The sequence below is a fragment of the Lysinibacillus sp. RC79 genome, from assembly GCF_041262405.1.
Taxonomy (GTDB): Bacteria; Bacillota; Bacilli; order Bacillales_A; family Planococcaceae; genus Lysinibacillus.
The window spans coordinates 108,244-124,335 of sequence record NZ_JBGCCD010000012.1 but is presented as its reverse complement, the minus strand read 5'-3'; the positions used below and the strand labels follow the sequence as shown (position 1 = coordinate 124,335).

Genomic DNA, 16,092 nt, shown 5'->3' with positions numbered 1-16,092 from the left:
GTTTTGGAAGATGAATGTCGATAAATTTGAAAAAGTGGGCGATAAATCCATGAAGTTGGGCAATAAACTCACAATGTTAGGCGATAAAAAACTAAAATGTATCGATAAATCAGAAAAACAAAGCGTTAAAAACTATATGCACTAATAGAATAAGGGGGATTCACATGAAGAAATTTTGGAAAATAGGATTATCAGCATTTTTAGCTATTGGCTTGCTTGCTGCATGTAATACAAAAGAGGCAACAAATGACAAGCCGTCATCTGCAGAGCAACAAGAGACTGCAAAAGTAGATCAAGCAACATTCCCAATGACGATAACAGATGCTACTGGCAAGGATATTACGCTAGAAGCACCTCCTGAAAAAATTGTCTCTCTCATTCCAAGTAACACAGAAATTTTATTTAGCCTTGGCTTAAATGATGAAATAGTTGGTGTAACAGATAATGATGATTATCCGCCAGAGGTTACTAAAAAAGAAAAGGTTGGCGGCATGGATTATAATATTGAACAAATTATTGCTTTATCGCCAGATATCGTTTTTGCGCATGCATCGGGTATGGGTTATTCAAAAGGAGCAGTTGAACAGCTTGAGGCTGCAGGTGTGAAAGTATTTGTTGTAGCGGATGCCAAAAACTTTAATGAAACTTACACAACGATTGAACAGCTTGGTCGTGCAACAGGAAAACTAGAAGAGGCTAAAAAAATTGTCGCAAACATGAAGGCAAAAGTTGAAGAAGTTGAAACAAAACTTGAGGGTGTTGAGCCAAAAAAAGTCTTTGTAGAATCTTCTGATGAGCCACAGATTTATACAGCTGGTAAAGGTACATTTATGAATGAGATGCTAGAAATGATTCATGCCGAAAATGTGGCAGCAGATACAAATGACTGGTATCAAATTGATGCTGAACAAATTATCACGAAAAATCCAGATGTCATTGTTGTGGCATATAATTATGTACCAAATATTTTAACGAAAATTCCGCAACGTCCAGGCTTTGAGACAATTACTGCTGTGAAAAATAAAGCCATTGTGCAAGTGGATGAAAATACGACAAGTCGTCAAGGTCCCCGTTTAGCAGATGGTCTAGAGGAATTAGCGAAGGCCGTCTACCCAGAGGCGTTTAAATGAGTAAAACAATTGTAGCCTATGGATCAGCAATTACACTTCTTATCATTAGCATCTGGTGTGGAGTAGCGATAGGCTCAGTTCATATTCCACTAGAAGTAGTGTGGAATAAGGCGGCTGATGAAACAGCTGCCAATATTTTATGGAAGATTCGTTTACCTCGAGTTCTGCTAGCAGGGCTTGTAGGGGCATCACTTGCTATTGCAGGGGCAGCTTTTCAAGGCTTATTAAAAAATCCTTTGGCTGACCCTTATACGTTAGGTGTTTCCTCTGGTGCATCAGTTGGCGCAGTTATGACGATTTTCTTTAGTATATCAATACCTGTAGTCGGCCATTTTACATTGCCAATCTTTAGTATGATTGGTGCCATATTAACGATGGTAGCTGTTATGGGTTTTGCTAGAATAGTAGACCGCTCGTTAAAAATGGAAACTCTTATTTTAACAGGGGTAATATTTAGTTCATTTCTAGGTTCCCTGATTTCATTAATGATTGCATTGTCTGGTGAGGAGCTACGCCAAGTTATCGGATGGTTGCTCGGTTCAGTATCGATGCGTGGTTGGCCATACGTTCAGATGATCATCCCGTTTGTCATAATTGGCTCAATTATGCTTTGGACACAAAGACGCGAGTTAAATGTTCTGTTATATGGTGAAGAACGCGCGAAGCATTTAGGTGTCAATGTTAAGCGTAGTAAATATATTATTTTAGTGGGTGGATCAATGTTGACAGGAGCTGCGGTAGCGGTTTCTGGAACGATTGGCTTTGTCGGTTTAGTTGTTCCTCATATGACGAGAATGGTTTGGGGTTCCGATCATCGTCATTTATTGCCATTATCATTTTTAAATGGAGCAACTTTGTTGATTATTTGTGATTTAATAGCACGAACAATTATTATACCAAGAGAGCTACCGATTGGTGTCATTACTGCATTTATTGGGGCGCCCGTTTTTTCCTATATTTTTTATAAGCAACGTAGAGGCAAGGGGGTACGGGCATGATTGTTGTTGAACATCTTTCTGGTGGCTATGAAGATGTACCGATCGTCCATGATATTAGTTTTTCCGTTGAAAAAGGAAAAATACTAGGGATTTTAGGGCCGAATGGTAGCGGGAAATCCACGCTGTTAAAAGTAATAAGTGGCATACTACCAGCAACTGCAGGCACTATATTAGTAGATGGTAAAAATATTAGTTCTTACAATGCTCGTGCATTAGCAAAAAAAATGGCGGTGCTACCACAATTACATGCTAATGCCTTTTCAAACAGTGTACGGGAGGCAGTTTCACTTGGACGTTATCCACATCAAACGGGCTTCTTTTCAAGCTGGACTGATCGTGATGAACAAGCAGTTCAACATGCAATGATACAAACAGGTGTGAAACGCTATGAACAGACATCGATGGAATTCTTGTCGGGCGGTGAACAACAGAGAGTTTTTGTAGCTCAAGCTCTTGCACAAACAGCGGAAATATTGCTGCTAGATGAGCCAACGAACCATCTAGATATTGCTCATCAACGTCAAATTTTAGATATGGTGCGAAAGGAAGCAATTGAACGTGGTTTAACCGTTATTATGGTGCTGCATGATATGAATTTAGCTTCTCTCTATTGTGATGAATTATTACTAATGGAGGAAGGACGGATGCGGGCATTGGGGGCGCCACATGAAGTATTAATCGCTTCGCAAATCGAAGACGTCTATCATGCCCGAGTTGCAACTTATGCACATCCAGAAATCCCAAAGCCTCAAATTACCATGATGCCAGCCTCAGTTGAACATCAGCAACGTGCTGTCATTAAAAAAGAAAATTTCACTATTACAGATCGTTACATTCAGCTTCAATCAGAGTTTCCTTTAAAAACAGTGTCCTCAGCTGTCCATAATCCGGGTATCGGTTGGTATGATTGTCTGCTAAATCGCTCTGTACCAATAGATTATGTCATTTATGATGTAAAGAGAGAGGTCGCTGAATTTTTACTAAAGGAGCATTTTTCATCTACAAACACCGTCGTCATGTTAACAGCTGTCCCAACAAATCTAGTAGCTATTAATGAATTTAAAGCTTCCTTTGGCAGTGTCCTAGTTGCCGTTACGGCTGGAGTTGGCAATGCTGTTGATGTGTCTCGTGCACATGAAAGACAAGATGAACCACATATTGGTACTATAAATACGTGGGTCATCGTTAATGGTTGTTTATCAGAAGAAGCGTTTTTCCAAGCAATGATGACAGCTAATGAGGCGAAAACAAAGGCATTGCAATCAGAAAATATTCGTGATGAGCTTAGTGGTACGATTGCGACAGGTACAGCTACAGATAGTTTATTGATTGCAGCGACACAAAAAGGGGAAGAAATGCTGTACGGTGGCCCCATTACTGATGTAGGTAAGATTATCGGTAAAGGTGTTTTTGAAACAACTGTGCAGGCGATAAAAAATTACAAAAATAATTTTAGGAGATGAGAGAAATGAAGCTTTATACAAAAACAGGCGATACGGGGAAAACAAGTCTTATCGGGGGGCGTGTTGATAAAGATAGCTTACGCGTAGAGACATATGGGGCCATCGATGAATTAAATTCTTTTATTGGTAAGGCTGTTAGTGAACTAGATCGTGAGTTATTCAAGGATATTCTAATTGATTTAGAAACGATTCAGCATGAGCTTTTCGATGCAGGCGGCGACCTCGCTAACGTCATGAAGGAGCGTCATTATAAGCTGACAGAGCAGCCAATTGAGGTGTTGGAATCTCGTATTGATGCATTGTCAGATGAAGCGCCACCGTTACAGCGCTTTATTTTACCAGGTGGTGCACCAGCATCTGCAACTTTACACATAGGTCGCACAATAGCACGTCGAGCAGAGCGTCAAATGGTAACGCTTATGAAGGAAATCGAAGACGTACCGACGATTGTACAAAAATATTTAAATCGTCTATCTGATTATCTATTTGCAGCTGCACGTGTTGTTAATTTTAGATTGAATGTCGCGGATGTTGAATATATCCGAAGCGGCAATGTCTTTAAAAAATAGCCTGTTCACAAAAAGTTGTAGATGACATTTCTTAAAACGTATGCCATATATAAGTTGATTGGAGTGGAGACTGGGCGACTCCTTGGGGATTAGCGTCACAGATGAGACCCTGCAGCGAAGCGAAGCGGCTCATCGGACGCCCCCAGGAAAGCGCCTAGTCGGAACGGAAATCAACCCCACGTTATGGTGAGAACTCATATTAGTATTGAAAATAATGCAAAAAAATGGTCACTTTGAAAAATTCAGGGTGGCTTTTTTTCTTGTAAAATGTAAGAATATAAAATTATCAGAAATATTTCCGTTTTATGTTGACTGAATGCTCACTCATTTATTAGAATAGGAATATAATGATGGAATGACGTACATTTACGTATGAACTAGCAAATTTATCACAAAGAGAGAAACTTACGACAAACTAAGGGGGGGACCAACCATGAGTCCATTAGTAATTGCAAACATTGTTCTAACAGTCGTGGTTGTGCTTTATGCAGTAGGATTGTTCTTCTATCTGTTAAAAACACGCTATAAATTTGTGCAATTGGGGAAAAAGGTTGAGTTTGATGAAAGTGTTAAAGAACGAGTTCGATATCTTATGGTTAATGTACTTGGCCAAAACAAGCTATTAAAAGATCCAAAGAGTGGTTTAATTCACGTCATGTTCTTCTATGGATTTTTAATGGTGCAGCTAGGGGCCATTGATTTAATTTGGAAGGGGTTAGCACCTGGATCACATTTGCCACTTGGCATTTTCTACAGTGTGTTTACATTCTTCCAAGAGCTTGTAGTATTAATGATTTTAGTGGCGGTTGTGTGGGCATTTTACCGTCGTTATGTAGAAAAGCTAGTACGTCTAAAACGAGGTTGGAAAAATGGACTTGTCTTAATATTCATTGGCGGGTTAATGGTATCCACATTGCTTGCAAATGGTATGGGAATAATTTGGCATGGTGAAGGACTAACTTATACAGAGCCAGTTGCTTCTGGCATTGCTGCTATTTTTGGCTTTTTGCCAGCATCAGCAGCGGCTGTTGTTTTCTATGTAATGTGGTGGGCGCACTTATTAACTCTTTTGACATTCTTAGTGTATGTACCACAATCGAAGCACTTCCACTTGATTGTAAGCCCGATTAATGTGTACATGAACCGTTTAGATCGTACAGGTACGCTAACACCGATCGACTTTGAAGCATTAGAAAATGCTGAAGATGAAGAGGATATTCCAGCAATTGGTGTTGGACGTATTCAAGACTTTACACAAAAACAAATGCTAGATTTATATTCTTGTGTAGAGTGCGGACGTTGTACAAATATGTGTCCAGCAGCAGGAACAGGGAAAATGCTATCACCGATGGATTTAATCGTGAAGCTACGAGATCATTTAACATTTACAGGTGCTGTTGTGACAAAGCAAAAGCCTTGGGTACCTTATCAATTCTTTGCGAAAACAAAGGGGAATCAGCTAGCGATGGCAGCTGGTGCTGAGGGGGCAGTCATTGAAGATATCTACAGCCCTTCTTTAATCGGCGATGTCATTACAGAAGAAGAGATTTGGGCATGTACAACTTGCCGTAACTGTGAGGATCAATGTCCTGTTATGAACGAGCATGTCGATAAAATTATTGATTTACGTCGTTACTTAACAATGACTGAAGGGAAAGTAAACCCTGATGCACAACGCGCGATGACAAATATCGAGCGTCAAGGCAATCCTTGGGGCTTAAACCGTAAAGAAAAAGAAAATTGGCGTGACCTAGATCCAACAATTCATATTCCAACAGTGAAAGAGCTGAAAAAATCAGGCGAGGAAATGGAATATTTATTCTGGGTAGGTTCAATGGGTGCATTTGATAACCGCTCGCAAAAAATTGCCTTAGCTTTCTGTCGTTTATTAAACGAGGCAGGTGTGAAGTTTGCGATTTTAGGAAATAAAGAGAAAAACTCAGGGGACACTCCTCGTCGTTTAGGAAATGAATTCTTATTCCAAGAGCTGGCAACAGCGAATATTGATGAATTTGAGAAAAACGACGTGAAGAAAATCGTTACGATTGACCCGCATGCTTACAATATCTTTAAAAATGAATACCAAGATTTTGGCTGGAAGGGCGAGGTCTACCATCATACTGAACTATTGAATCAATTGATTGATGAAAATCGTCTAGCGTTAAATTACGAAGTTCATGAAACGATTGTTTTCCACGATTCTTGTTATTTAGGTCGTTATAACGATGTTTATGATGCACCACGCGAGATATTACGTGGTATTCCAGGTGTTAAGCTTGTGGAAATGGAGCGTAATCGTGAGTCAGCAATGTGCTGTGGTGCAGGTGGCGGCTTAATGTGGATGGAAGAGCATGTCGGCAACCGTATTAACGTAGCAAGAACAGAGCAAGCTTTAGCAACGGATGCTTCAGTTATTTCTTCTGGATGTCCTTACTGCTTAACAATGCTTGAGGATGGTACAAAGGCAAAAGAGGTTGAAGATATAATCAGTACATTCGATGTTGCAGAACTATTGGAGCGTTCAGTATTTGGTGAAAAAGTGAAAGCTGTCGAAGAGTCTGTTGAAGAAGCAGTGGATGTAATGGTTGAAGGAGTAGTAGCTGCTGTAGACAGTGTCGAATAAGACAAGAATGCAGAAACTAACGCAGAAAAATAATGGTTATTGCAGAAATATTTTAGTTATCTGAAAAATATAAATTGCACAATAAATAATTGTTTTGTAGAATAAGATTAAATGGAAATGGGAGTTGATCTATAAACTCCCATTTTTCATCGCAAGAGGTCGAGCGAGCGTTCAGTCAACGCAAATGCTCTTATACTTCTTCTAGAACGTAAAACAAAAGGGGTGTTTTACTTGAATAGAGCAGTAATTTTAGTAGGAGCAAGAACTGCATTTGGTAAGTTTGGAGGTTCACTATCAGCATTAAGCGCGAGTGATTTAGGCGCAATCGCCATAAAAGGGGCACTTGAGAAAGCGAATATTTCGCCTGATGAAGTGAATGAAGTAATTTTAGGCTCCGTTTTACAAGGGGGACAGGGCCAAATTCCTTCAAGGCAGGCTGCGATCAAAGCAAATTTACCAGTAGCAGTGAAAACAGAAACGATTAACAAGGTTTGTGCGTCAGGGATGCGTGCTGTAACACTAGCGGATCAGCTAATTCGATTAGGGGACGAAGAAGTAATTATCGCTGGTGGTATGGAGTCCATGTCCAATGCACCGTATTATCTACAAAATGGTCGAACAGGCTTACGCATGGGCGACTCAACAATGGTGGATGGCATGCTATATGATGGCTTAACATGTGCCTTTGATAAGGCAAGGCCACATATGGGAAGTTACGGTAATACAACGGCCAAAGAATATTCGTTAAGCCGCGAGGAGCAGGATGCTTGGTCAGTTCGCAGTCATGAACGTGCACTTGCAGCAATTGAGAAAGGTTACTTTGCTGAAGAAATCGTGCCTGTGGAAATTCCACAACGTAAGGGAGAACCGCTTCATGTCGACACAGACGAGGCACCAAGAGTCGGTACGTCAATGGAGGTACTTGCAAAACTCAAGCCAGCCTTTGACAAGGACGGAACGATTACAGCAGGGAATGCACCTGGTGTTAACGATGGTGCGTGTGCCTTAGTAGTAATGAGTGAGGAACGTGCAGCGCGTGAAGGTAGAGAGCCGCTTGCAGTGATTATCGGCCATGAAGAGATCGCTATTGAGCCAGAGAACTTCCCGCAAACACCAGGACTTGTCATTAACAAATTACTGAAAAAGACAGGGAAATCATTAACTGACATTGATTTGATCGAAATCAATGAAGCATTTGCAGCAGTAGCCCTTGTCAGCAAGCAGCTGGCGGATTTAGATGCTGAAAAGATCAATGTTAACGGTGGTGCAGTTGCACTAGGTCATCCAATCGGAGCATCTGGAGCACGCATTATTTTAACACTTGCACATGAATTAAAACGTCGTGGTGGCGGTATCGGAATTGCTGCAATCTGCTCAGGTGGAGGGCAAGGCGATGCGATTATGATTGAAGTACCGAAAACAGGGGGACACGAATGATGGGAATTCAAAAAGTGATGGTTATTGGTGCTGGACAAATGGGCTCCGGCATTGCACAAGTTTGTGCACAAGCTGGTTATAATGTCCAACTGAACGACATGAAGCAAGAATTTTTCGAACGTGGTTTAGGAGTCATTACGAAAAACCTGACACGTGATGTCGAAAAGGGTCGTAAAACTGAGGATGAGAAGGCGGCTATTTTAGGTCGTATTAGTATGTCACTAGATTTACAGGATGCTAGTGACGTAGATATTATCATCGAGGCAGCTGTGGAAAATATGGAAGTGAAGCAATCCATCTTTAAGCAAATTGATCAGATTGCACCAGCACATGCCATTTTAGCTACGAATACATCATCTTTACCAATTACGGAGATTGCAGCTGTAACAAATCGTCCAGAGCAAGTGATTGGTATGCACTTTATGAATCCGGTACCTGTTATGAAGCTTGTAGAAATTATTAGAGGGTTAGCAACAAGTGATGAAGTCTACAAATCGGTTGAAGACATGACAGTAAAATTATCGAAAACTCCAGTGGAAGTAAATGACTTCCCAGGCTTTATTTCGAACCGTATTTTATTACCAATGATTAATGAAGCGATCTACGCATTGTATGAGGGTGTAGCATCGAAAGAAGCTATTGATGATGTGATGAAGCTCGGAATGAATCATCCGATGGGTCCGTTGACATTAGCAGACTTTATTGGTCTTGATACATGTCTATCCATCATGGAGATCTTACATGAGGGCTTAGGGGATAGTAAATATAGACCTTGTCCATTGCTTCGTAAATATGTGGCAGCAGGATGGCTAGGTAAAAAATCTGGAAGAGGCTTTTACGTTTATGAATAATCCTATGGGGATGGGACAATTCAAACGAAAAGTAATGCTACGGGACAACGTACAGGGGTGACATTATAGATGCATTTACAATTTACAGATGAACAAATAATGATGCGTGATATGGTTCGCAATTTTGCTCAGGATAAAATAGAACCGTGGGTAGAACGTATGGAGGCAGGAGAGTTTCCACGCGAACTCCTTGCACAAATGGGAGAATTAGGTTTAATGGGGATCACGACGCCTGAAGAATTAGGCGGCTCAGCGATGGATTTTACATCGTACATAATTGCTATCAATGAACTATCGAAGGTTAGCGCAGTAATGGGGGTTATTTTATCTGTGCATACTTCGGTTGGAACAAATCCTATCATTTATTTCGGCAACGATGAACAGAAGAAACGTTATGTTCCAAAGCTTGCTGCAGGTGAATATTTAGGGGCATTTTGTTTAACAGAGCCTAGCGCGGGTTCTGATGCTGGCTCTTTACAATCCAAAGCGGTGCGAGATGGAGATGAATATGTCATCAACGGCTCCAAAGTGTTTATTACAAACGGTGGAGAAGCAGATGTTTATATTGTATTTGCCTCAACGAATCCAACTGAAAAAACACGTGGTATTTCAGCATTTATTGTTGAAAAAGGAACACCGGGCTTAATCATAGGGAAAGACGAACATAAAATGGGTCTACACGGCTCACGTACAGTTCAACTAACATTCGACAACTGTCGCATTCCTGCCACGAACCTTCTTGGGGAGGAAGGGGAAGGCTTTAAAATTGCAATGGCTAACTTAGATGTTGGCCGTATTGGAATCGCAGCACAAGCTCTAGGCATTGCTGAAGCAGCACTAGAGGCAGCTACTGCATATGCAAAAGAGCGTGTTCAATTTGGAAAGCCTATTGCAGCGCAACAAGGGGTTGGCTTCAAGCTTGCTGATATGGCAACTGCCGTAGAATCAGCAAAATTACTAGTCTATCGAGCAGCAGATTTACGCACAAAAGGGTTGCCGTGCGGAGCCGAGGCCTCGATGGCGAAACTTTTTGCCTCTCGTACAGCCGTACAAACAGCGATTGACGCTATACAAATTTTTGGTGGCTACGGCTATACAAAAGACTATCCCGTAGAGCGTTATTTCCGAGATGCCAAGGTGACAGAAATATACGAGGGTACAAGTGAAATTCAAAAGCTAGTCATTAGTAAACATTTACTTAAATGAAGTCTGATGCATGTGGCGAAATTGATTTCTTACGGATGATGTCGATTGCTCAGGGGAACGGGTAACTGAAGAAATGATCAGGTAAATCAATAAATTGCTCGGGTAATCCGAAGAAATGATCAGGTAAACCAATAAAACGCTCAGGTAATCCGGAGAACTGATCAGGTCAAGCAATGAATCGCTCAGGTACTTCGAAGAACTGATCAGGTAACCAATAGATTTGCTCAGCTTGCCGAAACAATAACACAGAAACGTTATTAAATATAGCAATCAACAATATAGCACTATCAGAGTCTAATGAAAAAGGGGAAATGGACAATGAACTTTCAATTATCAGAAGAGCATGAGCAATTACGCGAAATGATTCGTGATTTTGCTATTAATGAAGTAGCACCAACAGCAGCTGAACGTGACGAGAACGAAGAGTTCGATCGTGCAATTTTCGATAAAATGGCGGAGCTAGGCTTAACAGGTATTCCATGGCCAGAAGAATATGGCGGTGCAGGCTTTGATTATCTTGCATATGTCATTGCTGTAGAGGAATTATCACGTGTATGTGCTTCAACGGGGGTAACTTTATCTGCACATACTTCGCTTGCTGGTTGGCCGATCTTTAAATTCGGTAATGAAGAACAAAAACAAAAATATCTTCGTCCAATGGCAGAAGGTAAACATATCGGTGCATATGGCTTAACAGAGCAAGGATCAGGTTCTGATGCTGGTGGCATGAGAACATATGCAAAACGTGATGGCGATGATTATATTTTAAACGGCTCGAAAATTTTCATTACCAATGGTGGAGTAGCAGATACATATGTTGTATTTGCAGTAACAGATCCAGAAGCTAAACATGGCACAACTGCTTTTATCGTTGAAGCTGGCTATGAAGGTTTCTCGGTAGGGAAGAAGGAGAAAAAACTAGGAATTCGTTCATCTCCTACAACTGAAATTATTTTTGATAACTGTCGTGTTCCGAAAGAAAACATGCTTGGAGCTGAGGGAGAAGGCTTCAAAATTGCGATGACAACACTTGATGGAGGACGTAATGGTATTGCGGCACAAGCTGTAGGGATTGCACAAGGAGCATTGGATGCAGCGGTCGAATATGGAAAAGAACGTGTGCAATTTGGCAAACCGATTACTGCCAACCAAGGTGTATCCTTTAAACTAGCGGATATGGCAACTCAAATTGAAGCATCTCGACTGCTTACATACCAAGCGGCTTGGTTGGAATCAAATGGTCTACCATATGGTAAGGCATCTGCAATGGCAAAATTAATGGCTGGCGATACTGCGATGAATGTAACGACTGAGGCGGTTCAAGTCTTTGGTGGATATGGATATACGAAAGATTATCCAGTTGAGCGCTTCATGCGTGATGCAAAAATCACACAAATTTACGAAGGTACACAAGAGATTCAACGACTTGTTATCTCCCGTATGTTGACAAAATAACGTATGACAGAAAGAGATAAAAGACCCCAAGTACAGTCAACGGTAAAAGATGAAAATCTCATCGCCATTCGTCGAGAACAAATGATAGAGGGAGCCATTAAATTATTTAGAGAAAAAGGTTTTCATCGTGCTACGACGAGAGAAATCGCAAAAGCTGCAGGCTTTAGTATCGGAACATTATATGAATATATTCGTACTAAGGAAGACGTCCTTTACCTTGTATGTGATAGCATTTATCACCATGCGATGGAGCGACTTTCAAGTTATGAGATTAAGGCAGGAACTATAGAAGAGTTAAAGGAAATGATTCGAGAGTATTTCTTGCAAATTGATAGTATGGTTGATGAGCTGACAATCATGTATCAGGAAACTAAATCATTGTCAAAAGAAGCGCAGCGATATGTATTTAGTAAGGAGTTTGAAATGGTTGGTACTTTTGAGCGATTACTACAACGCTGTGTGCAGTCAGGTGAAATAACGATGACCGATAAACAAATTCATTTGGCAGCAAATAACTTAGTCGTTTCTGGACAAAGCTGGGCATTCCGTAAATGGGCGCTCCACCGTCAGCACTCTATTGACGATTTTATTGAAATGCAAATAACATTGTTTATTTCAGGCATAAAGGGGTTCAAATAAGTTCCGTAAAGGGGTTGTCGGTAATTGCATAGTGCGACATTGCAATTACCGATTTTTTTTATGAATAAAAAGGCTCATCACCAAAAGTAGGGGATAGTATTTGTTAAAAACGCATGCAATGTAAATAAGTTGATTGGAGTGGAGACTGGGTGACTCCTCGGGGATCAGCGATAGAGGAACGAAGGCTAAAACCATCACATCCTGTGATAACGCCTTCGTGACCAACATCGTGTTGGCCCGAGACCCTGGAGCGAAGCAGATGTATTCTGTGCGAAAGCGAAGCGTCAGCAACAAATGTTTTATCTGCGCGAAAGCGAAGCGGCAGCGACAAAGCGCCCAGTCGGAACGGAAATCAACCCCTCGTTATGATGGTAAGCTGATAAAGAACATTAAGGGGAGAAAGTGGGGATTTCATATGACAAAGGTAGAAGTATATCGTCCAAAAAATCACGTACGTTTTGTAACAGCATCGAGTCTTTTTGATGGACATGATGCTTCGGTTAACATTATGCGACGTATTTTACAATCAAGCGGTGTAGAGGTAATCCATTTAGGACATAACCGCTCCGTGGAAGAAGTCGTAAATGCTGCTATTCAAGAGGATGCTCAAGGCATTGCGGTATCTTCTTATCAAGGCGGGCATATGGAATACTTTAAATATATGTATGATTTGCTGCGTGAAAAAGGGGCGCCACATATTAAAATATACGGTGGCGGCGGTGGTGTTATTTTACCACGTGAAATTAAAGAGCTACATGGTTACGGGATTGCAGGGATTTTCTCTCCGGAGGATGGTCGTATCTTAGGGTTACAAGGGATGATTAATGAGAAAATTAAAGGAACTGATTTCCCAACTGCTACAGGTAACTATCAAGAAAAACTTGATGCTCTATCGACAGAAACACCAGAAATTTTAGCAAATTTAATAACTGCTGCTGAGTCGAATGATGATGAAGAAACGAAAAAGATGCTAGAGGAAGCTCGTAAACGCTCAAATGGAACACCTGTATTAGGTATTACAGGGACAGGTGGTGCGGGTAAATCTTCCTTAACGGATGAATTAATTCGTCGTTTCCTGAAGGAGTTTCCGGATAAGCGCGTAGCTATTCTTTCTGTCGATCCGACAAAGCAAAAAACAGGTGGGGCTTTACTTGGTGACCGAATTCGTATGAATGCGATTTTCAATAATCGCGTATATATGCGTAGTTTAGCAACCCGTGGATCTCGTACAGAGCTTACTGCTTCCATTGGGGATGTGCTAGATGTAACGCGTGTAGCGGGTTATGATTTAATTATTGTAGAAACAAGTGGTATTGGTCAGGGTGATGCGGAAATTACAAAATACACTGATCTATCTATGTATGTAATGACAAGTGAGTTTGGTGCTCCAACACAGCTTGAAAAAATTGACATGATTGATTTTGCGGATGTGATCGCCATCAATAAATTTGAACGCAAAGGCTCTGAGGATGCGCTACGTCAAGTACAAAAGCAATATCAACGTTCACGAGAGCTTTGGGATGAATCGATAGATACTATGCCTGTGTACGGTACGATTGCCAGTCAATTTAATGATAAAGGAACGAATGCTTTATTCGCTGCATTAGTAAATATCATTAATATGAAGGTAGGAAGTAATTGGGAAACGGGTTATGAGCAATTTGCGAAAACTCAAAAACAAGATGTGATCATTCCAAACGACCGTCGTTATTATTTACGAGAACTTACAGATACTGTGCGTGGCTATCATAAAAAATCAGAGCAGCAGGTGGAATTTGCTCGTCGTCTATTCCAATTAGAGGGAGCTATTGCAACGATTAATGAAAAAGCGCCAAATGATGCACTTGTCGCATCCCTCACTTCTTTAGCGGAAGGTGTTAGAGATGAATTAACGGCTGAGTCTAAACGTATATTAGATAATTGGCATGCTTTAAAAGAAGCGTATGCTGGAGACGAATTTGTCACGAAAGTTCGTGATAAGGAAATTCGAACAATTTTAAAGACAACAAGCCTTTCTGGTACAAAAATACCTAAAGTTGCTTTGCCGAAATTCGTAGATTATGGTGAAATTTTACGCTGGGTTTATAAAGAAAATGTACCTGGTGAATTCCCGTATACAGCAGGGGTATTCCAATTTAAGCGTGAAGGTGAAGATCCGAAGCGACAATTTGCTGGCGAGGGAACGCCTGAGCGTACAAATAAACGATTCCATTATTTATCGAAGGATGATGATGCAAAACGTTTATCAACAGCATTTGATTCGGTAACGCTATACGGTGAGGATCCAGATTACCGACCAGATATTTATGGGAAGGTTGGAGAGTCAGGTGTATCCATTTGTACACTAGAAGATATGAAAAAGCTTTATGCAGGCTTTGATTTATGTGCACCATCAACTTCAGTGTCGATGACAATTAACGGTCCAGCACCGGTTATTTTGGCGATGTTCATGAATACGGCTATTGATCAACAAGTGAAACTACGTGAGGAAGAGCTTGGTCGACCTTTGACAGTTGAAGAATTTACGGAGACACGAGAGAAAACATTACAGGTTGTACGTGGAACCGTGCAAGCAGATATTTTAAAAGAAGATCAAGGGCAAAATACATGTATTTTCTCAACAGAGTTTGCGTTACGAATGATGGGAGATATTCAGCAATACTTTATCGATCATAAAGTTCGTAATTATTACTCAGTATCTATTTCTGGTTACCATATTGCCGAAGCTGGTGCGAACCCGATATCACAATTGGCCTTTACATTAGCAAATGGCTTCACGTATGTGGAATATTATTTAAGTCGAGGAATGAATATTGACGACTTTGCGCCAAATCTATCATTCTTCTTCTCTAACGGACTTGATCCAGAGTACACAGTTATTGGACGTGTAGCCCGTCGTATTTGGGCAGTTGTAATGCGTGATAAGTACGGTGCTAATGAACGAGCACAAAAATTAAAATATCATATCCAAACATCTGGACGCAGTTTGCATGCACAGGAGATTGATTTTAATGATATCCGCACAACGTTACAGGCGTTAATGGCATTACAGGATAACTGTAATTCATTGCATACAAATGCATATGATGAGGCCATTACAACGCCTACGGAAGAATCTGTACGTCGTGCAATGGCCATTCAAATGATTATTACGAAGGAACATGGCTTAGCGAAAAACGAAAATCCATTACAAGGAGCGTTTATCGTAGAGGAGTTAACAGACCTTGTAGAAGAAGCGGTACTAGAAGAGTTTGATCGTATCAATGATCGTGGTGGCGTGCTAGGTGCAATGGAAACACAATATCAACGTGGCAAGATTCAAGAGGAATCCATGTACTACGAGATGCTAAAGCATTCTGGTGAGTTACCAATCATTGGTGTGAACACATACTTAAATCCGAATCCTCCTTCAGAAGATGAAATTAACAATATGGAAATTGCGCGTGCATCGACGGAAGAAAAAGAGACGCAAATTCATAATTTACAAGCCTTCTGGAAGCAACATGAAGGAGAGAACGAAGTGGCCCTTGCTCGTTTACAACAAGTAGCTGTAAACAACGGTAATATTTTTGCGGAGCTTATGGAAACCGTAAAAGTCGCTAGTTTAGGGCAAATCACAAATGCTTTATATGAGGTAGGCGGACAATATCGTCGTAATATGTAATTCTAAACGTGCATATCTTCTGGCTGTATAACATCTATTCTATTTTGTACAAAATGT

Annotated in this window: 11 protein-coding genes; all 11 read left to right on the top strand. The window is 40.8% G+C overall.

Features of this window, described 5'->3' with window-relative positions; genetic code table 11:
• The first annotated feature begins 164 nt into the window (after window positions 1–164).
• Complete coding sequence (locus tag ABH968_RS13650; protein ID WP_370044701.1) at window positions 165–1,130, top strand: ABC transporter substrate-binding protein; 966 nt, start codon at window positions 165–167, stop codon at window positions 1,128–1,130.
• Window positions 1,127–2,128: a FecCD family ABC transporter permease gene (locus ABH968_RS13645; protein WP_370044700.1), complete on the top strand. Its 1,002-nt coding sequence runs from the start codon at window positions 1,127–1,129 to the stop codon at window positions 2,126–2,128. Before ABH968_RS13650 ends, ABH968_RS13645 begins: the two co-directional genes overlap by 4 nt.
• Complete coding sequence (locus ABH968_RS13640) at window positions 2,125–3,591, top strand: adenosylcobinamide amidohydrolase (RefSeq protein ID WP_370044698.1); 1,467 nt, start codon at window positions 2,125–2,127, stop codon at window positions 3,589–3,591. The genes ABH968_RS13645 and ABH968_RS13640 overlap by 4 nt, the downstream gene beginning before the upstream one ends.
• 5 nt (window positions 3,592–3,596) lie before the next feature.
• Window positions 3,597–4,160 carry a cob(I)yrinic acid a,c-diamide adenosyltransferase gene (locus tag ABH968_RS13635; RefSeq protein ID WP_370044696.1) on the top strand — a complete coding sequence of 188 codons (564 nt, stop codon included), beginning with the start codon at window positions 3,597–3,599 and terminating at the stop codon, window positions 4,158–4,160.
• Window positions 4,161–4,593: 433 nt separating this feature from the next.
• Window positions 4,594–6,783: a heterodisulfide reductase-related iron-sulfur binding cluster gene (locus ABH968_RS13630; protein WP_370044694.1), complete on the top strand. Its 2,190-nt coding sequence runs from the start codon at window positions 4,594–4,596 to the stop codon at window positions 6,781–6,783.
• A gap of 231 nt (window positions 6,784–7,014) precedes the next feature.
• Complete coding sequence (locus tag ABH968_RS13625) at window positions 7,015–8,220, top strand: acetyl-CoA C-acetyltransferase (RefSeq protein WP_370044693.1); 1,206 nt, start codon at window positions 7,015–7,017, stop codon at window positions 8,218–8,220.
• Window positions 8,220–9,071, top strand: a complete 852-nt coding sequence (locus ABH968_RS13620; protein WP_370044736.1) for a 3-hydroxybutyryl-CoA dehydrogenase — start codon at window positions 8,220–8,222, stop codon at window positions 9,069–9,071. The genes ABH968_RS13625 and ABH968_RS13620 overlap by 1 nt, the downstream gene beginning before the upstream one ends.
• A gap of 69 nt (window positions 9,072–9,140) precedes the next feature.
• On the top strand, window positions 9,141–10,277 hold the full coding sequence (locus tag ABH968_RS13615; protein ID WP_370044691.1) for an acyl-CoA dehydrogenase: 1,137 nt from the start codon (window positions 9,141–9,143) through the stop codon (window positions 10,275–10,277).
• A gap of 318 nt (window positions 10,278–10,595) precedes the next feature.
• The gene (locus ABH968_RS13610; RefSeq protein WP_370044689.1) at window positions 10,596–11,732 is read left to right on the top strand and encodes an acyl-CoA dehydrogenase; all 1,137 of its coding nucleotides are present in this window, start codon (window positions 10,596–10,598) and stop codon (window positions 11,730–11,732) included.
• A 3-nt stretch (window positions 11,733–11,735) separates the two neighbouring features.
• Window positions 11,736–12,371, top strand: a complete 636-nt coding sequence (locus ABH968_RS13605) for a TetR/AcrR family transcriptional regulator (RefSeq protein ID WP_370044687.1) — start codon at window positions 11,736–11,738, stop codon at window positions 12,369–12,371.
• A 415-nt stretch (window positions 12,372–12,786) separates the two neighbouring features.
• Window positions 12,787–16,035 carry a fused isobutyryl-CoA mutase/GTPase IcmF gene (gene icmF / locus ABH968_RS13600; protein ID WP_370044685.1) on the top strand — a complete coding sequence of 1,083 codons (3,249 nt, stop codon included), beginning with the start codon at window positions 12,787–12,789 and terminating at the stop codon, window positions 16,033–16,035.
• Window positions 16,036–16,092: the final 57 nt, after the last annotated feature.

Coding starts and splice junctions, on each gene's coding strand:
- ABH968_RS13650 (WP_370044701.1), top strand. CDS start 165: ATGAAGAAATTTTGGAAAATAGGATTATCAGCATTTTTAGCTATTGGC.
- ABH968_RS13645 (WP_370044700.1), top strand. CDS start 1,127: ATGAGTAAAACAATTGTAGCCTATGGATCAGCAATTACACTTCTTATC.
- ABH968_RS13640 (WP_370044698.1), top strand. CDS start 2,125: ATGATTGTTGTTGAACATCTTTCTGGTGGCTATGAAGATGTACCGATC.
- ABH968_RS13635 (WP_370044696.1), top strand. CDS start 3,597: ATGAAGCTTTATACAAAAACAGGCGATACGGGGAAAACAAGTCTTATC.
- ABH968_RS13630 (WP_370044694.1), top strand. CDS start 4,594: ATGAGTCCATTAGTAATTGCAAACATTGTTCTAACAGTCGTGGTTGTG.
- ABH968_RS13620 (WP_370044736.1), top strand. CDS start 8,220: ATGGGAATTCAAAAAGTGATGGTTATTGGTGCTGGACAAATGGGCTCC.
- ABH968_RS13615 (WP_370044691.1), top strand. CDS start 9,141: ATGCATTTACAATTTACAGATGAACAAATAATGATGCGTGATATGGTT.
- ABH968_RS13610 (WP_370044689.1), top strand. CDS start 10,596: ATGAACTTTCAATTATCAGAAGAGCATGAGCAATTACGCGAAATGATT.
- ABH968_RS13605 (WP_370044687.1), top strand. CDS start 11,736: ATGACAGAAAGAGATAAAAGACCCCAAGTACAGTCAACGGTAAAAGAT.
- icmF (WP_370044685.1), top strand. CDS start 12,787: ATGACAAAGGTAGAAGTATATCGTCCAAAAAATCACGTACGTTTTGTA.